The organism is Psychrobacter sp. TS_SC_6, assembly GCF_056156305.1.
The window spans coordinates 1,644,186-1,667,523 of sequence record NZ_CM149590.1; the positions used below are offsets into that span (position 1 = coordinate 1,644,186).

Annotated in this window: 19 protein-coding genes and 1 other RNA gene; 3 read left to right on the forward strand and 17 right to left on the reverse strand. The window is 41.8% G+C overall.

The genetic code is table 11. From position 1 onward, the window contains the following. Positions 1–153 precede the first annotated feature (153 nt). Positions 154–351, reverse strand: a complete 198-nt coding sequence (locus AC0J5Y_RS06915; RefSeq protein ID WP_475130012.1) for a DUF1543 domain-containing protein — start codon at positions 349–351, stop codon at positions 154–156. Between the two features lie 138 nt (positions 352–489). After that, positions 490–1,911: an SLC13 family permease gene (locus tag AC0J5Y_RS06920; RefSeq protein ID WP_475130013.1), complete on the reverse strand. Its 1,422-nt coding sequence runs from the start codon at positions 1,909–1,911 to the stop codon at positions 490–492. Between the two features lie 360 nt (positions 1,912–2,271). On the opposite strand from AC0J5Y_RS06920, the gene AC0J5Y_RS06925 reads away from it, so the two are divergent. After that, complete coding sequence (locus tag AC0J5Y_RS06925; protein ID WP_475130014.1) at positions 2,272–2,433, forward strand: hypothetical protein; 162 nt, start codon at positions 2,272–2,274, stop codon at positions 2,431–2,433. A 48-nt stretch (positions 2,434–2,481) separates the two neighbouring features. On the opposite strand, the gene AC0J5Y_RS06930 is transcribed toward AC0J5Y_RS06925, so the two are convergent. Together AC0J5Y_RS06930 and AC0J5Y_RS06935 are read right to left on the reverse strand one after the other, a co-directional pair. Then, a complete protein-coding gene (locus AC0J5Y_RS06930) occupies positions 2,482–3,177 on the reverse strand; it encodes a YoaK family protein (protein WP_475130016.1) in 696 nt (231 codons plus the stop codon). 111 nt (positions 3,178–3,288) lie between these two features. Then, a complete protein-coding gene (locus tag AC0J5Y_RS06935) occupies positions 3,289–4,095 on the reverse strand; it encodes an enoyl-ACP reductase FabI (RefSeq protein WP_475130017.1) in 807 nt (268 codons plus the stop codon). A 362-nt stretch (positions 4,096–4,457) separates the two neighbouring features. Between AC0J5Y_RS06935 and folE the strand changes: the two genes are divergently transcribed. Further along, positions 4,458–5,054: a GTP cyclohydrolase I FolE gene (folE, locus tag AC0J5Y_RS06940; RefSeq protein ID WP_227673164.1), complete on the forward strand. Its 597-nt coding sequence runs from the start codon at positions 4,458–4,460 to the stop codon at positions 5,052–5,054. A gap of 123 nt (positions 5,055–5,177) precedes the next feature. On the opposite strand, the gene msrA is transcribed toward folE, so the two are convergent. The 12 genes from msrA to ffs all read right to left on the reverse strand — a co-directional run bounded on the left by msrA (position 5,178) and on the right by ffs (position 21,335). Continuing rightward, positions 5,178–6,428, reverse strand: a complete 1,251-nt coding sequence (msrA, locus tag AC0J5Y_RS06945) for a peptide-methionine (S)-S-oxide reductase MsrA (protein ID WP_475130018.1) — start codon at positions 6,426–6,428, stop codon at positions 5,178–5,180. A gap of 322 nt (positions 6,429–6,750) precedes the next feature. After that, the gene (locus AC0J5Y_RS06950) at positions 6,751–8,091 is read right to left on the reverse strand and encodes an iron-containing alcohol dehydrogenase (RefSeq protein WP_475130019.1); all 1,341 of its coding nucleotides are present in this window, start codon (positions 8,089–8,091) and stop codon (positions 6,751–6,753) included. Positions 8,092–8,300: 209 nt separating this feature from the next. Then, positions 8,301–9,968 (reverse strand): ABC transporter ATP-binding protein, encoded by a 1,668-nt coding sequence (locus tag AC0J5Y_RS06955; RefSeq protein ID WP_475130020.1) that lies wholly within the window; start codon positions 9,966–9,968, stop codon positions 8,301–8,303. A gap of 1 nt (position 9,969) precedes the next feature. Further along, positions 9,970–11,028, reverse strand: a complete 1,059-nt coding sequence (locus AC0J5Y_RS06960) for an ABC transporter permease (RefSeq protein WP_475132117.1) — start codon at positions 11,026–11,028, stop codon at positions 9,970–9,972. Between the two features lie 23 nt (positions 11,029–11,051). Continuing rightward, positions 11,052–12,119 carry a microcin C ABC transporter permease YejB gene (gene yejB / locus AC0J5Y_RS06965; RefSeq protein ID WP_475130021.1) on the reverse strand — a complete coding sequence of 356 codons (1,068 nt, stop codon included), beginning with the start codon at positions 12,117–12,119 and terminating at the stop codon, positions 11,052–11,054. Positions 12,120–12,210: 91 nt separating this feature from the next. Next, positions 12,211–12,990, reverse strand: coding sequence for a hydroxyacylglutathione hydrolase (gloB, locus tag AC0J5Y_RS06970; protein ID WP_475130022.1), 780 nt, complete (start codon positions 12,988–12,990; stop codon positions 12,211–12,213). Positions 12,991–13,122: 132 nt separating this feature from the next. Beyond that, complete coding sequence (locus AC0J5Y_RS06975; protein ID WP_475130024.1) at positions 13,123–14,955, reverse strand: extracellular solute-binding protein; 1,833 nt, start codon at positions 14,953–14,955, stop codon at positions 13,123–13,125. A gap of 247 nt (positions 14,956–15,202) precedes the next feature. Beyond that, positions 15,203–16,312 (reverse strand): 3-phosphoserine/phosphohydroxythreonine transaminase, encoded by a 1,110-nt coding sequence (gene serC / locus AC0J5Y_RS06980; RefSeq protein WP_475130025.1) that lies wholly within the window; start codon positions 16,310–16,312, stop codon positions 15,203–15,205. A 151-nt stretch (positions 16,313–16,463) separates the two neighbouring features. Then, positions 16,464–17,324, reverse strand: a complete 861-nt coding sequence (locus AC0J5Y_RS06985) for a hypothetical protein (protein ID WP_475130026.1) — start codon at positions 17,322–17,324, stop codon at positions 16,464–16,466. A 105-nt stretch (positions 17,325–17,429) separates the two neighbouring features. Then, positions 17,430–20,402 carry a M48 family metalloprotease gene (locus tag AC0J5Y_RS06990; RefSeq protein WP_475130028.1) on the reverse strand — a complete coding sequence of 991 codons (2,973 nt, stop codon included), beginning with the start codon at positions 20,400–20,402 and terminating at the stop codon, positions 17,430–17,432. Positions 20,403–20,460: 58 nt separating this feature from the next. Further along, entirely contained in the window at positions 20,461–21,057 is a 597-nt protein-coding gene (locus AC0J5Y_RS06995) for a LemA family protein (protein WP_475130029.1), read from the reverse strand. Between the two features lie 181 nt (positions 21,058–21,238). Next, an RNA gene (gene ffs / locus AC0J5Y_RS07000) (signal recognition particle sRNA small type) lies at positions 21,239–21,335 on the reverse strand. Positions 21,336–21,579: 244 nt separating this feature from the next. Between ffs and AC0J5Y_RS07005 the strand changes: the two genes are divergently transcribed. Then, entirely contained in the window at positions 21,580–22,296 is a 717-nt protein-coding gene (locus AC0J5Y_RS07005) for an SIMPL domain-containing protein (protein WP_475130030.1), read from the forward strand. A 99-nt stretch (positions 22,297–22,395) separates the two neighbouring features. Here the strand turns inward: AC0J5Y_RS07005 and AC0J5Y_RS07010 are convergent, their stop codons facing one another. Then, positions 22,396–23,214: a DUF4124 domain-containing protein gene (locus tag AC0J5Y_RS07010; protein WP_475130031.1), complete on the reverse strand. Its 819-nt coding sequence runs from the start codon at positions 23,212–23,214 to the stop codon at positions 22,396–22,398. Positions 23,215–23,338: the final 124 nt, after the last annotated feature.

Sequence of the window (23,338 nt, forward strand, 5' to 3'; positions counted from 1 at the left end):
ATAACTAAAAATCTCACAGAGATAAGGAGTGATTAGACGTATCTCTTAGAAGTCATAAAGACATAATCGACAATTAATATTATCACAGTGCTAATTTTTTAAGATTTTTAATACTTAAATATCCTACGTATTCTTTATCTTCTATAACTTTTATCAAGTGCTCTGGCAAAAGGCTCGATAAGTAGCGCGGTATGAATCAATATGCCACTTATTTTTCACTTCAGGCCAATGGTTATTGATATCTGCAATCAACTCATTTAGCTGACCTGCTACGCCAAAGAAAATATCGTGTTGTTCAATCAACCGTCCTTTGGGACGACCGCCTAATTGAACCATATATAGGGTTAGCATGTTACGCAGTCCTTATTAAAAACCATTATAGTTATCTTATACACCGCCTAAGAATAAAAGCAAATAAAAAACCCGATCTCTCACAGTCGTGAGGAATCGGGTTTTTATTTAACCATAAAATTCTAATAAACAACTTGCTTACAATAAGAAAAAGTAAGCCCATAGCCCCACGATAAAAATGGAAATGATATTAAGAATCATACCAACACGTATCATCTCATTTTGTTTGATCAGTCCAGTACCAAACACAATAGCGTTTGGCGGCGTGGCAACGGGTAGCATAAAGGCACAAGAAGCACCGATACCGATAATAAGTACTAAGACCTCGCTCGGTATACCCATGTGTTCGGCAATTGCCACAAACACAGGTACTAAAAGCGCTGCTGAAGCCGTGTTTGATGCAAACTCTGTCAAGAAAATAATAAAAGCGGAGATCGCAAGCATGACAACGATAAGCGGTGCAGAAGACAGCGCATTCGCGACCGTTTCACCCAGTACTAATGACGCACCTGATACTTTTAGGATATTCGATAGCGCAATACCGCCACCGAATAACATCAATACACCCCAGTCCGTGTTGTCCGACACTTCTTTCCAAGATACTAGACCCAAACTCACGACCGCCACTGCTGCAAGCAAGGCAACAATGGCATCGGTGTCTTCGATACCCAGTCCCTCACCGATTTGTGTGGAAAATATCCAGCTCAATGCAGTGACGATAAAGATAATAATGGTCACCACACGTGGTTTGGTCCAAGGAATAGGATCATCGTCAATCAGTACAATCTTACGATTCAAGTTCGGCTTCAGATACACATACATCGCACCCAATAATACTGGCAGTAACACAAGCATCATTGGTATGCCAAACTTCATCCATTCAACAAAACTAACATCAAGCTCTTTTGCAGCAATAGCATTGGGCGGTGAACCAACAATAGTACCCAAACCACCGATACTTGCTGAATATGCAATACCCAACAGCACAAAGACTAACGTACTACGATCTTTTTCGCGGTCAACTTGCGTCAGAATACCGAGTGCCAGTGGCAACATCATCGCTGTCGTCGCGGTATTCGATATCCACATTGACAAAAACGCAGTGACACCAAATATCAAAAACACAGCCGTATTTAGCTTGCCACCTGACATCGACAAAATCTTTAGCGCAATTTTTTTGTCCAATTTCTGCATATGTAACGCTGCAGCCAAAGCAAAACCACCAAAGAAAAGATAAATAATGGGACTAGCAAAGCTCTGTAAACCAGTTTCGGCATTGAAATCAGGAATAGCAATTAATGTCCCAACCACAACCACTAAGATCGCAGTGATAGTGACGTGTATCGCTTCAGTGAGCCATAGCACACCAATGAAGAATAACAATGCAAGCCCTTTATTGGCACCGACCTCAAATGGTAATACGCTATAAATAATAAAACTAATAATTGCTGCAATGGCGACAACAATCAATCCTTTTCCCGTTCCCTTTGGGAACGTATCGGTAAATAAATACTCGTTACCATCATCAGGCAGATGGCTATCCAGTTTTTTCTCTGACATAAATTATCCTTATCGCATCCAGAATGAGTACTAAGTCGAAAATTATTGCAAGACATCATGATATTCATATAGTGAACATTACGCGCGAAAATATCATATCAGAATAACTTATATATGAATACATCTATATGAATTTTTAAAATATCTGTTTGATTCATTAAAAAAAATCAACTATCGACTTGGTTTGGTTTCTTGGATTCAACAGTGGCTATCTCACTGCTTTATATGACGATCCTAATTAATAAAAATTACATAAAGCCTCTAAACATTCATCATTTGGGACTATACAAGCAAAAACTGATGTCACATAATCAGAGGGTTAAATAGAAAATCATCAATAAAAACAAACAGGAGCGCTTTATGACAGACGCGAATAAAACTGATGCAACCACCAAAATGGCACCAAAAGACATCAACCAAGATGGATTGGCTAAAGAAGATCAACAGCGTACTGACGATTCTGCGTTAGATATGATGCAAGGGTTGCACGAACATGAAGATCATAAAGAAGACGATAAGTAGTCTGTATGGATTCGATTAAAATAAAATTTAAAAATGAAGAAGTGCTTATCAAACTGATGGGCGCTTTTTTCTCGGCTGTCTTTTTTCTGGTAGATTGTCTGATACATAGTTGTATACGAAGGCTGCGCTCAAAACAATAATAATAGGCAAAAATAATGCACCATAGCCGACTCTGGCATATAAAAAAGCACCTACGGCACTGCCAGCGCAAAAACAGTACCAAATAATCGCCTGAAAGCCTAATGTTGGCTTACTAATGCGACGACCCGCCAGCCAATTACCAATAGCAGCGCCCATATCTGAGGTTAGTCCTGTTAAATGCGTGGTACGAATCACTGCACCGCTATAAGTTGCGACCATTGCATTCTGTAAGCCACATGCCATAGCAGCGGCAAGCTGTCCTAGATAATCATGCTGCTGGTATAACCAATAGCTTATTAACAATAGTGCCGCTTCAATATAAAGCGCATTGCCATAACGTCGACCAAGCTTCAATGACGTCTGACCGATAATAAAACCACTTAATACAGCCCCTGCCAAAAAAGACAGCAGTAACGCGCCGATAAATAAAAGGCTTTGAATATCTAAATAAGCGACAGCAGCGGCAAACAAGCTTACGTTACCTGTCACATGCGAGACAGATAAATTGGTAAAACCCATTAATGCTGCCGTATTCACACAGCCTGCACTGAATGCCAATACGGCGCCACCCCACAATATCCATCTTGGTAATTTGGTTATCATATTCGTCGCTTAATGGCTTATCAGCAAAAAACCCATAGTATAATCAAAAAAGACAGCCGATTGGCTGCCTTCTCTACTTCTCATTATATATCGTTGAGAATTGTCTTTTAACTATTTTGGCTCATCAAGCATCATTAGCTGCTCGCTGATCGCAACCGTATTGAAGCCTGCATCAACAAACATAATCTCTCCAGTGATACCAGATGCCCAAGGCGATAATAAAAATAGCGCAGCATTACCGACTTCAGCTTGAGTAATATTACGCTGTAGAGGTGCGATCTTTTCACTGATATCAAGCATTTTACGAAATGACTTGATGCCACTGGCGGCAAGCGTACGAATAGGACCGGCCGAAATCGCATTCACACGAATACCTTCTCCGCCCATAGAGGTCGCTAAGTAGCGTACGCTGGCTTCGAGACTCGCCTTTGCCATACCCATGACGTTGTAGTTTGGCAATACCGAAATACTGCCTTCATAAGTCAACGTCAACATTGAGCCGTGACGCATCGCAAGTAGCTCACGCGATGCTTTTGCCAATGCCACAAAGCTATAGCTTGAGATATCATGGGCGATATGACTGCCTTCACGAGTTGTCGCATTGACAAAATCACCATCAAGCTGATCCATCGGTGCAAAGCCAATCGCATGTACCACACCATTGATACCATCGCCCCAATGGGCAGTGACTTGCTCAAAACAAGCCGCAATAGACTCATCTGATGCCACGTCACACTCAAGGACTAAGTCAGCCTCAAATGCTTCAGCCGCCATATCTACCCGTTTTTTTATTTTATCATTAGGATAAGTCAGGATTAACGACGCGCCTTCACGATGTAGTGCTTCAGCGATTGCCCAAGCGATAGATAGTTTGCTAGCGATGCCTGTAACAACAAAACGCTGTCCTTGTAATAGCATAATATTTCCTTTTAAGTCAATTTAGGTCATTTAAATGATCGATTATTTTTAATAGTTGGCTAACAAATAGCGAGTGGAAGTACCAATTGAAAGATGAGTTATTATACACGAATTGATTTAAGTAAACAGTCGTAAACTGTATTTGCTTACACTGTATCAATCCCTAATCTCGCTCAATGATACCATTTAATATTGATAAAACGGTGAACTACTGGCTACAGCAGTATGAAGTTAAGTAGATTTCGAGTATAATCACAGCCCTCCCAGCTTGCACAATTTTTATAATAATCCTTTACAACCATTGTTTGTAACTAAGGATTTAGCGTTAAGCTACACCCACATTTTGGATGGCTGCCAAACTTATGAGCAATACCGCAACAATAGCATCAGACTACCAAGAAAGCATCGAATCCTATCGTCAGCTCATCGCCTCAACAGGTGAGGACTTGCATCGTCCAGGACTTGAAGACACCCCAACACGTGCTGCCAAGGCCTTTGCGCATTTGACCAAAGGCTATCATCAAAGCTTAGATGAAGTCGTTAATGACGCTTTGTTTCCATCGACCAACCGTGAGCTGGTATTGGTACAAAATATTGAGTTTTATTCATTGTGCGAGCACCATATGTTGCCTTTTCACGGTGTTGCACACATTGGTTATTTACCAAACGGTCAAGTGTTAGGGCTTTCTAAATTTGCTCGTATCGTCGATATGTTCGCTCGTCGCTTGCAAGTTCAAGAAAATTTAAGCGAACAAATAGCGCAAACGATTATGGATGTGACGGGCTGCCGCGGTGTGGCAGTAGTGATGGATGCAGCTCACATGTGTATGATGATGCGCGGTGTCAATAAGCAACACTCTACTACGCGCACAATGTCGATGCTAGGTGAGTATGTACATGACAATCAAGCGCGCAATGAGTTTTTAGATGCTGTGCCAAAGCGTAAACCTGCTTTTTAATAGATTAAAAACGTTAAATTAAAAAAAGGATAGCTAATTAGGTATCCTTTTTTAATACAAGCTATTCACGATTTTCAGTCATTAAACAATATTGAAAAGCTATTAAAGGTTATCACACAATGCCTAGCTAGCTGATTTTACGTCATTGATCCATTTACCATAACCAGCCGCTTCCATCTGCGCCAGTGGAATAAAACGCATTGCTGCTGAGTTCATGCAATAGCGTTTACCCGTCGGTGCCGGACCATCGTCAAATACATGGCCGACGTGCGAATCTGCATAACGGCTACGAATCTCAGTACGGGTGCCAAATATTCCTCGATCTGCCTTTTCCACGACAAAGCTAGCATTCAATGGACGCGTAAAACTTGGCCAACCGGTGCCAGAATCGTATTGATCCCGAGAGGAATATAAGGGCTCACCTGATACTACATCGACATACAGTCCAGGTTCTTTATTATCCCAATATTCGTTATCAAAAGCGCGCTCAGTACTATCTTTCTGAGAGACTTTATATTGAATGTCACTTAGTGATTTTTTAAGATCGGCTTTTGTCGGTTTTACAAAGGTATCTGGGTCAAAGCCTGCACTTGTCTTAACTGTCGACGGCTTTATTGCAGCTGACGAGGTATTCAACATTCCTGACTTCACACTGGTTACAGTCGGTTTGAATTGGTTGAAATCTAACTCATAGTTTTTACCATAGACACTTTCAATGAACTGGTAGCGACCAGAGTTAAACGTATAAGCTTTATAACGTAGTGGATTCTTTTTGTAATAATCCTGATGATATTCTTCTGCTGGATAAAACTCGCTAACAGGAACAATCTCAATTACGACTGGTTTCTTATAGACACCAGAGGCTTGCAGCGATTGCTTAGCAGCTTCGGCTATCTGTTTTTCTTGCTCACTATTATAAAAAATAGCTGGGCGATACTGGGTGCCTCTATCTACAAACTGACCTTTATCATCAGTAGGATCAGCGATTCGCCATAGTGCTTGGACTATACCATTGTAGGTAATCTTGGTCGGATCATAATAAACTTGGGCTGCTTCAGTATGCCCTGTACCACCAGCTGAAACAGTACTATAAGTTGGATTTTTAGAGTCGCCACCTGTATAACCTGACACTACCTCTACCACACCAGGAATCTTTTCATAACCCGCCTCGACACACCAAAAGCAACCACCAGCAACCGTCGCTACTGCTAAATTAGGGTCAGTAGGCGCATAAGGATTGTCAATGGAAACATTTTTTACGGTAGGCGGTTTTTCAGTGGAAGCGCAACCGACATAAAAGACACTGCTCGCTACTATCGCCATGCCCACGACTTTAGCTGGTAATTTATGGTTCACTAATAATCGATATGTCATGAAAGGCTCCTAAGGGTAATATCATGTAACCATCGTAACCCTTAGGTCTCACAGAAATATTCCTAAAGTGTTGTTTATATAGTCAATGAAAAGTAAAATCGATACATCAATAGTCCTGTACTACTGGTATCAATTTTTCTCGCTTGCTGTGCGCCTTGCACTCCAGAGGCTTCGAAAAATTTATCCCAGTAGCACTGTAGCGACTTTAAAGTATTTCAACTATATACACCATGTTTAATGAATGATCATAAAAAAAGCTTATTACCCTTTGGTAATAAGCTTTTTTTCAATTCATGACTAGGTTATTCATTTAGCAAATCATCTATGCAACTTTATCGCTCTTAACATCAGTATCAGCATGCTTTTCACTGGCTTGCTGAATCTTCGTTAAAATGCTCTTGATTTCAGAGGCTGACAGATACGTTGGCACCGCATAAGTATCGCTGACTTCTTTAGCTGCGGCTTTAGCAATGCTATCAAAGTCAGTGGTTTTCATACCTTTAACCGTTGGATCGATATTTAAAATAGCAATCAATTCGCGAGCTTGTGCAATCAGATGATCTGCAATCACAGCATCACTCTTGCCGGCTTGGCCATCCTTAACCATACCCGTTTTTCTAGCCAGATCTGCTAGTCTCTTTTTGCTTGCTTGACGATTGACATCAAGTACATAAGGCAACACGATGGCATTGGCGCGACCATGAGGAATACTATAGTACGCACCAAGCTGATGAGCGATGGCATGGACATAGCCAAGACCCGCTTTATTAAAGGCAATACCGCCGTAGTGAGCGGCAATGCCCATTGCTTCTCTGGCTTTGAGATTACCACCGTCTTTATATACCACTGGCAAATTCTGCATAACTGACTTCACCGCAGAAGCCGCATAATAGTCGGTCTCGACGCTCGCATTAGCACTCATCCAAGCTTCTAAGGCGTGGGTCAACACATCGATACCCGTATCCGCTGTGATATGAGCCGGCATCCCTTTCATAATCACTGGGTCAATAGCGGCTGCTAATGGCACCATTCTTGGGTCGATAGATAGTGCTTTTTGATGGGTTTTATCATCTGATACAACTGCACCAAGTGTCGCTTCTGAACCAGTACCCGCAGTTGTAGGCACACAGTACAGCGGTACAGAAGGCTTTCGTGCTTTAAGGATACCGATAAGTTGCTGCGGCTTGCAGTCATTGCCTTGTGACATAGCAATCATTTTAGCTGCATCAATCACAGAGCCACCGCCGATAGCAATAATAGAATCGCATTTAGCATCAATGGAGATGCGTAGCCCTTCTTCAACCACTTTAAAAGTAGGGTCTGGCGTAATACCGTCATAGACTTTATAGCGGATATTTTTGCTATCTAGATAATCAGTGACTTTTGCAGGTATACCAAGCTTATTCAATACCGCATCAGTGACGATAAAGACATTGGTGCTACCTTCATTAATCAGCATGTCGCATAGCTCATCACAAGAGCTTTCGCCGACGAATAACATCGGTCTTCTAATGGGGATAACATAAGCGAAGGCTTTTAGTACTTTGGCGCGTGTCTTGGCAATGGCTAAATAGCCAGCATGCTGTAATCCATCGGTACTTACTAACTTGCCACTTGCTAACTTATTACTTACTAATTTAGCAATACTATTTTGTTTTTTCATGGGTATAAAAATCCTTTTCTAATGATGCTTTTAATGGCAATAATGACCGTTTTAACTAACCGAATAAATCAAGGTTCAAATAATATACATAAGACCAGGTTCTATATAAAGTAAACTACTGTCCAAAATTATTGTACCATTGCAATTTTTGGTATGTCGCTATTAGTATGAACTGCTATGTTCTGAATATTTAATATCATTTACTTAGGCTATATCACACTCGCCTGAAATAATTGCTTTGCATACGGATGTTGAGGATTATTAAACACGTCTTCGGTACGCCCAAACTCAATGCACTTGCCTTCTTTTAACACTATAATTTGCTGACACAAGGCACGAACTACTTTTAGATCATGACTGATAAACACATAGCTGATTTGCATTTTTTCTTGAATCTCACGTAGCAAATTCACTACAGTGACTTGCGTAGTGCTATCAAGCGCAGACGTTGGCTCATCCAATATTAAGAGTCTTGGCTGCATAATAAGGGCGCGCGCAAGCGCCACCCGTTGACGCTGACCACCTGATAGCTCGTGCGGATAACGCTGCGCAAACTCTAACGGTAAATGCACGGTAGCAAGACTGTTCATTACTGCCTGCTGACGTGCCACTTTAACAACGCCTTGTACTAACAGCCCTTCTTCAACGATTTCCATGACAGTCATACGAGGGTTAATACTGGCAAATGGATCTTGAAAAACCATTTGAATCTGTGAGCGGAAGGTGCGCAAATCACGTTTTGATAACGCTACAATATCTTGATTATTCACCACTACCTGACCACTGACGCGCGCTTGATTGCTAAGTAACTGACTTAGCGCAAGGGCAATTGTTGTTTTACCCGAGCCTGACTCACCAACGATGCCCAATGCCTGACCTTTTTGCAGGCTCATATCAACATCTTTAACAGCCTCGAACCAGCGTTTGGTACCACCAAACAGACTTTTTTCAATTGGAAACTGTACTTGCAAGTTATTTACTTTCAATACAGTTGGTTGCTGACTCTCAGCATCAAATAAATCTAATGCTTGTCCAAATTCCTGTTTGATAAGCGAGCGGGTATATTCTGCTTTAGGCTGACTAAATACCGCTGCAGTTCTACCCTGCTCGATTGTCTGCCCTTGACGCATAACGATGACTTCATCGCTGTAGCGCCTGACCAGATTGAGGTCATGGCTAATCAATATCATTGCCATATTATGCTGACGTTTAAGATTATCTAATAGAGCGAGAATCTCATGTTGCAAGGTCACATCAAGCGCGGTGGTTGGCTCATCAGCGATTAAGATGTCAGGTTGCTGCGCTAATGCCATGGCAATCATCACCCGCTGACGCTGACCACCCGATAACTCATGCGGATAACGATTTAGCTTATCAGTAGGATCGGTGATATTGACATCATTTAACAAAGCTATACTTTTTTCGTGCCATTGATTTTTGGATACTCCGATTAGGCGGAGCGATTCTGCAATTTGTTTGGCAACTGTATGCAATGGATTAAGCGCTGTCATTGGCTCTTGGAACACCATGCCAATGCGCTGCCCACGTACATCACGTAGAGCTGCATTACGTGCTTTATCGTTGGCTATCGGTAATGTAATCATTCCCAATGTATCTGCTAACTGCACTTTACCAGTAACGGTCAAGCTATCTGGGAGCAAGCCTAATAGCGCGAGACTTGCGATCGATTTACCAGAGCCTGATTCACCAACGATGGCTAGTGTTTGACCTTGCCTGAGCTCATACGTTAGCTTATCGACTAAAACAGTACCCGAAGTGGTTGCAATGCTAAGCTTATCCACTGTCAGCATGAGCTTATTTGATATATTGATATGATTGTCATTTAAAAGACTATTTTGCTCAGTAGCAGTTGTCATATTAAGAGCGCCTCGGATCAAAGGCATCACGCAGTGCTTCGCCAACGAAGATGAGCAACGACAAAATAAAGGTTAAACTAAAAAATCCCGATAAGGCCAGCCAAGGCGCATCAAGGTTGTTTTTCCCTTGTACCATCAGCTCACCCAGAGACGGTGACCCAGGCGGTAAACCATAACCTAAGAAATCTAGCGCTGTTAACGCAATAATATTGGCCGTTAAAATGAACGGTAGCTGTGACAAGCTTGATGCTAAGGCATTGGGCAAGATGTGCCTTACCATGATTTGGCTGTCGGAAGCCCCCAGATTACGCGCCGCACGCACATAGTCAAAGTTGCGCGCGCGCAAAAACTCTGCCCGTACCAAACCAACCAATCCCATCCAGCCGAACAATAACATCATCGCAAACAGCATAAAAATACTAGGGCTAAATAAGCTGACCAAAATGATAATCATAAAAAGCTGCGGCATACCGCCCCAAACCTCCATGAAGCGCTGCCCTGCCAAATCTATCCAGCCACCGTAATAACCTTGTATTGCACCAACGATAATACCAATCACTGCTCCTGCTAGTGTCAATGCCAGACCAAATAATAATGACACTCGCATGCCGTATAGTATACGCGCCAGCACATCGCGACCCAAGTCATCCGTACCAAGCCAATTCTGGCTATTGGGTGCCGCTGGATATGGAATGCCCAGCTCAACGTTTGGCGTCTGATCAGCAAACGGAATGATCGGCATCACATAATAACCCTGATCATTAATCAGTGTTTGTACTGCAGGGTCTTTGTAATTGGTCTCGGTCTCAAATACCCCGCCAAAAGTCGTCTCAGGATAGGCTTTTAGTATGGGAAAGTAGTAATCGCCTTGATACTGTACAAGTAGCGGCTTATCATTGGCAATCACATTGGCTGCCATACAGATGACAAATATCAAGGCAAAAATGAACAGCGATATGACACCAAGACGATTTTGACGAAAGCGATTAATTCGCGCCTGCCAGATAGGATTTAGGCGACGTTTTTTTTCTATAGCAATAGCAGATGCGCTTGAGTGCATTGAAGGTAATGGATGACTTGACATTAGCGCCCCTCAAAATCGATACGGGGATCAATTAAGTGATAACTTAAATCACTGATTAACTGTAATAACAGTCCGACCAAGGTAAAAATAAACAGCGTGCCAAATATCACGGGATAATCACGCTGCTGAATGGCTTCGAAACCTAACAAGCCCAAACCATCAAGCTTAAAGATAATCTCAATAAGGAAATTACCGGCAAAGAAAATACCCACGATAGCCGCTGGAATACCCGCGATAATAATCAGCATGGCATTACGAAACACATGTCCGTATAGCACTTGACGCTCAGCCAAGCCTTTGGCACGAGCAGTAAGCACATATTGCTTGCCGAGCTCTTCTAAAAAGCTAAACTTGGTCAAATAGGTCAAGCCAGCGAAACCACCAACCGTACTTGCTAGCAGCGGTAGCGCCAAATGCCAAAAGTAATCTTTGATTTTACCCAGCACGCTCAATTGATCAAAATTCTCAGAGGTCAAGCCTTGCAGTGGAAAGATATTCCAGTAGCTGCCACCTGCAAAAAACACCAGTAATATAACGGCAAACACAAAAACGGGTATTGCATGGCCGATAGCTAGTAGCATGGCTGTGACTTTATCAATCCCTGAGCCATGATGCATGGCTTTATAGACCCCCAGTGGAATCGCTATTATATAAATCAGCAGTGTGCTCCAAAGCCCAAGCGAGATTGAAACGGGTAGCTTCTCGATAATCAAGTCAGTGACCGATTGCCCTTTAAAAAACGACTCCCCAAAATCCAGCTGGGCATAATTTTTTAGCATTAGCCAAAAGCGCTCAGGCGCGGATTTATCGAAGCCATATTGTACATTAATGGCTGCTACCATCTCCTCTGACAAGCCTCGTGTGCCTTGATACGTACTATTGTTACCTGAACTACCTGCACCAATATTACCACCTAAGGCATTGTCTTTTGCACCTTGCTCAATCATGGCGAATTGCTGCTCAACAGGACCGCCGGGCGCTGCTTGTACAATGACAAAATTCGCCAGCAATATCAAAAATAGCGTCGGTAATATCAATAATAATCTCTTTAAGATATAACGACCCATAATGGCGGCTTCCTAATAATAAGAAATATGGCAATAGAAAGAATGCGTAGCTAATAACTCTCAAAACGTCAGTCGAAGCATTGATTAGAATTTAAAAGTTATTTTTAAGCTCACGTAGAGCTGCAAATACAGTCAAAGATTTATCATCATCGATATTAAACTGAGCCTTTACACCTTCAATCACACTCGGCTCTTGCGTCCGTAAAAACACATTAATCGCACGCTCATGTTCTAAAGTAACGGGGAGCGTCGGAATGCCTTGTGCGGTTTTGTCTTCTGCCTGTGCCAAAGCTTGCTGCATCGCTTTATTATCAGGCTCAATCGACCACCCAAAACGTAGATTGTTAGCGGTATATTCATGTGCAGGATATAACAATGTCTCAGCTGGCAGTCCATTTAGACGCTTAAAGCTGTCATGCAACTGCTCAATCGTTCCTGTAAATACGCGTCCGCAACCAGCACTAAATAAGGTATCGCCACAAAAGCAGTGCTTAAGGCCATCGATATCTAATATATAAGCCATATGGCTGGCAGTATGACCGGACACATCCCATACCTGCGCAGAGCAGCCCCACGCGCTTACTGTACTACCATCCTTTATGGTCTGATCTTCACCGACATTATGCTCAGTATGCGCAACCAGATGCGTCATCGGATACGACTCTTGTAACTCTGCAACGCCGCCGATATGGTCATGATGATGATGAGTCGTCCAAATAGACGTCAGCTCTAATCCATTTTTCTCTAAATAAGCAACGACTGGTGCCGCTTGACCCGGATCAATAACAATGGCTTGCTTGTTACTCTCATTGATTAATGTCCAAATATAGTTGTCATTGAACGCTTTAATTGGGTGAATACGAATACTCATGCTAAATCCTTACCAGTGGTTATCTTTGTTGCCAATGTCTATTAAATTCTTTCAAATTACTTTTGATGTCATTGTCACTTACTATCACTGTCACTTACTATCACTGTCACTTACTGTCACTGTCACTGTCACTTACTGTTTTAAATATTGATTAACGCGTGCTTCTGCTTTTTTATCCGTCCACCAGTAATCAATACCGATGGCATTAGATGGTAGCTTTTCAGTATGACGGTATTGATTCCAATACGCGACATTGGTACTAGACTTACCGTATAAGGGCACTAAATAATGACCTGCACGCAACAGGCGATCGAGCACCTGAGCATATAATACAGTATCGTCGCGAGTTTTAGCATTGGCAAGCAACGCTGTTACTGTATCGATAGCAGTATTTTTTATGCCAGCCGTATTATGATTGCCAGGCTCATCAGCCGCCGCACTGCCCCAAAATGCCGCTTGCTCAGCACCAGGCGATAAGCTCTGGGCGAATACATCGACCACCATATCATAATCAAAACGGCGTACCCGCTCATAATATTGTGCACCATCGACTTGACGTAAAGTGGCATCAAAGCCCAAGCGCTTTAAATTGCGAATATAAGGCAACAATACTCGACCCATGGTATCGCCTGTCATTAAAATTTCAATCTGAGCAAGCTTGCCATCCGACTGATACAGCTTCATATCTTCATAATAAAATCCAGCATCTAGCAACAGCTGCCGCGCTTTTAACAACTCTTCGCGATTAAAGCCATTACCGTCACTGGTGGGCAGCTGCCACTCCATTAATACTGCTTTGCGCTGCATTGGCTCAAGTTTAGGTAATAATGGACTTAGCACCTGCATCTCTGAATCTGTTGGCGTGCCAGTGGCAGCAAGCTCTGAGCCATGAAAGAAGCTTTGCAAACGCTCATACTGCCCATGAAATAAGGTTTTATTCATCCATTCAAAATCATAAACTGCGGCTAAGGCTTGACGGACACGAATATCTTGAAAGATGGGCCGACGCATATTCATGACAAGTGCTTGCATCGGCACTGGATTTTTACTGCTTATTGATTCCTTATTAATAAGACCTGCTTTTACCGCGGGGAAATTATAACCCGTTGCCCAGTTAGACGCCTTATTCTCTGGGCGAAAACGATATTGACCCGATTTAAAACCTTCAAAAGCAATCTCATCACTTTGATAGTAGACAAACTTAATCATATCAAAATTATAACGACCGCGATTGACCATCAAATCACGACCCCAATAATTGGGATCACGCACATAACTGACCGCCCGTCCTGCATCAACGCGCCCTAATTTGTAAGGACCGCTACCCATCAATGGCGTTAAGCTAATTTTTTCAAAATCAGCCTCGATAGAAGACTTGGCAAAAATAGGAAATTGACCAACCGTTAATAAAATCTCTTTATTGTCATCAGAGGCAAAAACAAACTTTACTTGCTGTTTATTAATAATCTGAATGTCTTTAACATCCCCCAAATAACTGCGAATATACATCGGCCCTTTGTTCAGTATCGCATCATAAGTGGCTTTTACATCGTGACTGGTCACTGGTGATCCATCCCAAAAGCGTGCGGCAGGATTGATATGATAAATAATCCAGCTGGTATCATCAGGGTCATAAGTGACCTTACTTGCCAGCTGCGGATACATGGTAAAAGCTTCATCTAATGAGCCAGTCATCAAGGTATCATATAGATAGTCGGTGCCAGCCATTGCTACCCCTGTATTCATCCATTTATTAGCTGCATTAAAAGTACCGCGCGCATCAAGCGACAACGTGCCACCGGTAGGCGCATTTGGATTGGCATACGGCATAAATGGGGCGTCGATATATACAGTAGGACTATTATGACCAAGCGCAGTAGTAGTAATCGGCACCGCGATACTGGCTGGTATCCAGCTCGCCATGGTCACTAATAGGACAGTTTTTAGCATGGTATTTTTTATCATAATAAAGTTATAACAACCCCCTGTGCTAGCCCAATGAATATGATGATAATTGACTGAAGTGCGGCTCTATAATGGGAAGTAGTAAGTACCGCAAAATTTTATCATAACAAACTTAGATTTTTTAACCTAATGGTTTGCAGCGTGAAAGTGACTCTATAACACATTATTCACTAATGATAAGCATCAATGCTCATAAAAAAAGACGCAACTCATAAAAGTGCGTCTTTTTTCCAAAAACTGTACTGACTTAAGCGTATTTCTTTTCAAACGCAATCATAAAGTCGACCAGTTGCTGTACCCAGTCTAGCGACACCGCATTGTAAATGCTAGCACGCATACCGCCAACATCACGGTGACCTTTTAGATATAGTAAACCCGCGGCTTCTGACTCTTCTAAAAAAACTTTATCAAGACTGCTATCAGCCAACGTAAACGGGACGTTCATGATAGAACGATACTTAGTGTCGACTGAATTGCTATAAAAGCTACTATCATCAATCGTTTTATAGAGCAAATCCGCTTTTTGTTGATTGATTTTGCCGATAGCAGCAACGCCGCCTTGCTCTTCTAACCAATCAAAGACCAGCCCTGCCAAATACCAAGAGTACGTCGCTGGCGTATTCGACATAGACTCTTTTTCGGCTTGGTGTTCATAATCCATGAGTAGCGGGCACCACTCACTTGCCTGCCCTAGTAAGTCTTCTCGAATGATGACAATAGTCAGTCCTGCTGGACCAATATTCTTTTGCGCACCAGCATAAATCATCCCAAATTTAGACACATCAATCGGTTGTGACAAAATGCAAGATGACATATCAACGATAATAGGCGCATCAACTTTCGGTGGCTCAAATACTTGCAAACCATGAATGGTCTCATTGGCACAGTAGTGGAAATACGCCGCATCTTCGCTCAGGTTCCAGTCACTTTGGGCTGGCACGTCCGTAAAGTTACTGTCTTTGCCTGTTGCCACCAGATTAACTTCACCAAGGCCTAAATTAGCATAACGCTGCGCTTCTTTAATGGCTTTTCCTGACCAAGCACCAGTAGCAAGGTAGTCACCGCGTCCACCATTTAACAGATTTAATGGAATGGCTGAAAACTGTAAGCTTGCGCCACCTTGCAAAAATAGTACTTTATAATTGTATGGAATATCCATCAATGAGCGCAGTTTGGCTTCAGCTTTTTCAGTAATCGCGATGTATTCTTTACTACGATGGCTGATTTCCATCACCGATACGCCACGTCCTTGCCAATCTAACAACTCTTCTTGAGCACGTGATAACACGGCGGTCGGTATAGTAGCAGGTCCTGCTGAAAAATTAGGTACACGGTTAGGAGCGGCTTTGGTAGTCATAATCATTATCCTAAATATGATAAAATCATCGTTGTTAGTTGGGATTTAAAACTTATGGGATTTAAAAGTTAACCATTGAAATACTTCTTACGTTTTTATTTTATTGGCTAACGACTATGTTGCTTATAAAAAATAATCAAAACTTTCACTGTTAATCAGCTGAACCAGAAATCATCTCCCAAAGCGTGCGCTTTAAGCGACTATCAGTAAGCATTTCATCTAACGTTGGTGCAGCATTCAAATCAGGATGCTCAAGCCCTTCAGGTAACGCAGTCAATGCCAACACCTTTATTTCTTCTTCGCAGCGTCCAATTTTAAAGACGTGTCCAGCAAAACTGGCATTGGCAAGCTCAACAGTATCCATGCCCTCACAGATAGGGAATGATGTTGTCTCACAAGAAATTGATAACGCTTGTGTGATATTTTTCCACAGTTTTTGGCTGTCATTATTAAGCGCTTGAATATCAGCAATGATTACCCAATCGCCATAACGACCACCTTGTAAGTCGAACGGTGCTACCTTAAGGATATGGTCATAATGACTGTCGTTAGAAAATACCGGCTCATCAAACAGGGTAACGTCTTGTTGAACGACCGTATTTATCTTAGAACCAACTGCGGTATCAGGGCTGACTGCGTCAAAACTATAAGTAACTGGGCTTTGCTTGTTAAAGGTATGCGCGCTTATATTTTGCAGATCGTCAATGCCTGCTTTATTATATGGATAAGCAGAGACATTATGTTCAACACTGCTATCTAATATTTTAACGTTTTCTTCATCTGGATTTACGATGCTGACAACTGGCTGTTCATTATTTGGCTGTGTCTTGATATTGCTAATAATAGAATCAGACTGAGCCATACTGGGCATGACAGTAGATGCTGCAATATCACTAATATTAAGAGTTTCTGAGCTTGGCTGCACCCACTGATTGATACCCATCATCGCTAAAATCTGACGCTGCTGTACACGGTGCTGTAATACCAGCTGCGGGTCTTGGATATCACTCATACGACTCTACTATCCTACTTATCTCAAATGGGTTTACAGGCTTTTACTGTCAAAAACGATGCTAACCATTACTTAACGCATTAACTATAAAATCGTCTAATCTGCCTAAAAAAGCTGTCTAACACCAAGCCAGTGGTCTGCTAGTATCGTTAAGCAATCATATTCATCTTGGCTGATTATCGTATCGTGTAACATCACTGTATGCAATGTACTTAGCCATTGACGATAATTGCTAACTATATATAGATTATCAGTAGTGACATCATCAATATGGCTGTTTTTTATAGCGCTATTATACTCTATTTGACCATCACTCTGCTGCCTGTGTTGATAATTATCACCAGCCTCTTCACTGTCTGTGCTTGGTGATATAAAAACAGGCACTGCTTCTATCAGTGCCAATAATTGCACACTATTTAAATTTTGTGCAGTCAATAGTAGCCATTGCAAATTTGCATTGCTCACTGCTGTTAAATCAATATCAATCAGACGTGCATGACGGCGCACATATACAACATAATTGGACACATTAAAACTTCTATCACTCAGAGCTGATGCTACCTGACCTTTGACATCTTTTGATAATCGGTAGGCCAATAGCGTTAATATTGTTTTTTCAGCGTTGCCAAGGCTGTTAAAAACCTGACCTGATGGATCAAGCTGGGCATAAATATCCTCTAGACCAGCTCGTAACTCCAGTTGCCATGATTCATTAGCATTTGCTAAATTATGGTTTAAAACACCAGACAGTATAGGCAGTAGTTGCTGTAAGTGTAGTGCCTGCCATAACGACAAAATTGATGGTGATCGAGAGATTGCATCCTCTGAGCGCGTGAATACTGGTTTAGGCTCACCCATGTAAACGTCATCATTGGCTATTTCATCAGCAAAATTTCTGCTCAAATCGATGGTTAACTGGCTTTTAAACAGCTGAATGATGCCTTGCTGATAGCGCATCAGCATGGTACGCGATTTTTTTTGCTGTCTATAATATAGCTGGCTTTGATGGCTACTTTCACTTTTTAGGCGTAATTCATTTATCACGCTTTCGGATAAGTCATGCTGAGATAGTTGTTTTATAGCAAAAATTATTAGAGCACTATCTAACCGCCGATCAATACTAGCAACTCCCTCTAGTAACTGCTGGTCTAGGGTATGCGGCAATATTTTCTTATCACTCATTGTATCAATTTGAGGTTTTATATTAGACGTAGAGCTATTGCTACTATCAGTCGTAGTCACTATCCTATCTTTAGGAATACCACTCCAGATATCTGATAAATGATAAGTGGCAATTGTGGATAATATGCAACCTTGATGGCATAGCATCACCGCTTCAATCAAAGCCTGCGCACCTCGCGGATGATAACTGTGATTAAGCACATATTGTGGCAGTGATACCTTGTTTATATCAGCAGTACTGATTGAATTTTTTGCCAGCAGGTCGCTATCATGCTTTGCTTGCCATGGCTTTATCAGCTGACGTTTATCAATCGACTTTGCTTTTACTTGTAAACGCCCATCAACTATTACGTCCTTCTCTACAGCAAACTCAAGACCTGAGTCCGTGTCTAACTCACTACTTATTTTTGTATCATTGTTCTTATAAATACTAGGTGATGACTGAGATTGAAGTGTGATTTTTTCTGGCGATTCTGTACTTAGGCTATTATTTTTTCTTTTTAGGCTATTTGCTGTTATTACTCCCCAATCACCCAGCCGGCGCTGCTCATAAACTTCTTGTACTTTCTTCTGATTAATACGTTTTTCTTTGGCAACTTTTATGGCAAAGTCGTGATAAGCATTGGCATTAATGGCGCTCATACGCTCACTCAAACTTGGATGAGTGGCAAACCATGAGACATCACCTAGGTCGGCGCCGCTACTGGCAAAGAAGAAATGACTTAACCCATTAATATCGGCAATACCTGTCAAGCGCGAACCCAAGGAATCTTGGTGAATGGATTGCAAGGTTTCCATAATTGCTGGCGAGCGTGTGAGCTGTATACTGGTCGCATCGGCTAGCAATTCACGCTCGCGGTTAAAGCTGTGCTTGATCAGTTGGGCACTTGCCATGCTAGAGAAGCTCAACCCATGTACTAGTAATGTCCAGATATTACGTGGTGCTTGTCGATCAACAGCAACGCTGTTTTGGAGTCCAATAAACCGTCCTTTCGTTAAATTTTGCTGATTTTTTGACTGAGCTTGCCAATAATTGACCCATTCACTATGGGTGGTAAAAATTGCTGTTCGCGCTTCAGTACTACGCGCATGACTATCAATGGCTCTTTGTGACAGTGGGTTGCTTTGATTGACTGCCTTATCAAAATACTTGTACTGACTGCTTTTATATCCGATTTGATTGTCAGCACCAAGATTATTAATAGAATCACTCCAGTCATAGAGTAATTGTAAGCCTGCCAGCACAACCATTAGTTGTAGATTAAACTTGGCATCACCATGTAAGAGATGACCATATTCGTGCCCTATCAGACCATATAGCCCCTCATCAGACAGTTTATCAAGCGCGCCTTGGGTAACTACAAGCGCCATATCTTGACTATGACGACCCGCAACGAATCCATTGATGCCTTGCTCGTTAGGCAATACATATAATATCGGCATACTCAAACCCGAAGCAATCGCTAGCTGCTGGGCAATTTCATAATAGCGACGATAAACAGGCGGAAAATCACGCTCATCACGTACCGCGATATGACGGGCGCTAAAACGAACCTTTTGTACAGGCTCAGGTTGATGAGCAACGCCTTGACTATGCTGCCAAGCATCTTGGCTATGGTCGATAAACAGCCGAACCCCGCCCACGCGCTGAGCGATAGCACGCCCACCTGCTTTTAGCCGTCTATACTCCAAAAAACTGCCAATGACAAAGCTACCGATTATCCAAACTATAACCAGTACTAAAGCCCAATAATAAATGCCACCAGTAAATATCGTCAGCAGCAGCGACATAATACCGAGCGCCACCGCAATATGGACAAGTATAATGAGAAAAAACAACCCATACAGCAATAGGCTGCGCCGAGTACGAGTGCGCTGTTCACCAAAAAAATCCATCTAGTTGCCTGACTTAAAAATAGCTAAACGCATTTAAGCATACGAACGTAATGAAACATCAGCCCATATTAACGACAGGTGCTTGTGCAATCACCTTTCTGTCTTCAAATACTAGCGGACTTAACGGGCGTAAGCCAAAAGTCGTGCTAATCAGATTGTTGGGGAATACCTCGCGGTCATTGTTGTAGAACATCACGCTGTCATTATAGTGCTGACGAGCAAAGCTGATACGGTTCTCAGTATTGGTCAGCTCATCCATCAGCTCTTTAATCATACTGTCTGCTTTTAGCTCAGGATACGCTTCTACGACAGCTGAGAACTGTCCTAATGCTTTGGTCAACATACTCTCAGCCTTGGCAAATAGCGCCATGTGTTCAAGCGAGTCTGGCTGATGCTTGCTAGAATCCTGTAGACTCTGAGCATGGTTGCGCGCACTAATAACACGTATCAGCGTCTCTTCCTCGTGAGACAAGTAACGTCTTACAGTTTCGACTAGGTTTGGAATCAGATCATGACGACGTTTTAGCTGTATATCTATCTGCGCAAAACCATTGTTTGCTTGATTACGGGCGCGTACCAACTTATTGAATATTAATGTACCAAAAATTACTGCCAATACAACCATTACAATGAATGACCAAACAAACACTTTCATCGTTAGACTCCGATACGCTTTTTACCAATCTTATTGTTAATAAAAGTTACTGGATTGTATTTTAACTTATATGGTTTACTAAAAGTTCAAAATAAGACAAAAGACAGGCGAAAAAAAAGCCCTTTATAATGAAGGACTTATTTATATATTTTATTATCAAATTTTAGGCAAAAAAAAGCGACCCCAAAAGCACATCCTCGGCACACATTATAACTATTACCGTTGCTACCTTCCGGTCCTGGCGGGATTCATAGAACAATGTTGCGAGGCTACCAATGGGGCCACCAGCTGCAGATTATACAAGAATTTTTTATTATTACAACCCCAATTGTAAAACTGTTCGCTTTTTATACTACATGCACCTGTAACTTAAGTGACAAAATTCTCACAGCGATACTTTTAAATTTTGCTATTTTAGCTAAGAAGCTTAAATGCTATAAAAAATGCCAAATAAATAAAATGCATTTTTATGGCTTTCAAATTAACTTCTTCAAACACAATTACGTCATTCAGGAGATTATGATGAAAAACATATTAACTGGTAAAGCTGCTCTCAGCACTGGTACAGCACTTTTATTAACAGCGGTGATGGGAAGCGCTTATGCGGCACCAACGGGCTACGACCAACTTACTTTTCAGGCAGAAGTAAAAGAAGAGATTCAAAACGATGAGGTCACTGCCAGCTTATATAAAAAAGCCCAGGCAACCGATGCAAAAGCATTAGCAACCACATTAAACACCTCGATTAACAATGCTTTGAAAATCGCTAAACGCTATCCGACTGTCACTGTCAGTACAGGGCAACAGCGTACCTACCCTCGCTATGATAAAAGCAATAAAATCATTGGCTGGACAGGACAGGCAAATATCGATCTAAAAAGTACCGATTTTACCGCAACTAGCCAGCTGATTGCTGATTTACAAGAAACCTTAGTAATGGAAAATCTTAGCTTTGGTGTTTCAGATATCAAAAAGAATACGCTAGAGCAAAAGCTAATGACTGAGGCTTCACGCGCTTTTCAGCAGCAAGCTAAAAATATGACCCGTGCTTGGGATGCACGTGGCTATCGTGTCGTCAATGTCAATCTAAACACGGGCAGCAATTATCCGCGCCCGATGTATAATGCAATGAGCATGAAAGCTGAGAGTGCTGATGCGTCTGTACCAAGCCAAAACTTTGAATCTGGTAACAGCACCATCTCAGTCACTGCCAATGGCACGATTGAATTGACTAAATAAAATACAGTCAAAGTTATATGAAAAGATGAGTATGAATAAAGGCAATCGCTGATATCAGAGATTGCCTTTATTTCTTAGATAACCTTATTTATGTATTAGCTACTTAATAGCTGGCTGTTCAAGTGTCATAGGTTTATCAACTACTGGCTTAGTAAATGATTGCATATTAGGCTGTTTGCCATCTTGACGCAGTTTTAACAACACCTTTTGGTGCCAAGGCAAGCGCTGATAAGCCAAAAGCTGCGCAGCAATTTTTTTATTATTTTGCAATGTCTGCGTATTTTGAATCACATATACTGTTCTTGAGACTTGCTTTAACGTCTGCCCTTTCGCGTTTTTGACTACAGCATTGATTACATGAGCACCCGGTAAAATATCAACGGTAGAAATCGAAGCGCTTAAACCTTGAGCTACCTCATTACCATCAAGCGTAATACTCACACTATCGCCTGTTTGCAATGCAGGTTTGATTTGTAGAGTAACCATGATACTTTGCGCCGGACGACGATAGGCACGCGCTTCGCTAGGCTCAATCATGGTGAATTGATAATTGACACGTGGTGCTTGAGTTGTGTTCGAGGCATTTGCCATCGCTGGCGGTGTAACATTGCTAGCGACCATTGGCTTAGCAGGTACAGTAGGATTGCTATTTACTGCAGTGCTGTTAGTAGTACTGTTGGACGTAGAGCGAGTATCTGTAATAACAGAAGTTTCACTAATTTGCTTGCCCGATTTATTCTCGTAGTTTTGCGGGCGATCGGTAAAGGTGAATTGACCCGTTTTTTCATCAATGACTTTATAAATAGGCGCAGCATTCGCTATAGGCGCGTAAAGACTGACTATGCTCATCACAGAACCTGTCAGCAGGCTTAGCGTCAGATTTTTATTTAAAAAACTGCTTTTTGATAATGGAGTCATAGTCAGTCAGCCTAATAGATACTTATTATGAATATACAGATGAAACTATTATGCGTTACTTTTCCTATTAAAGCAGTATCGTCTGCACAGAAATTTTGTCAACTCAGTCAACACGAATATTCAA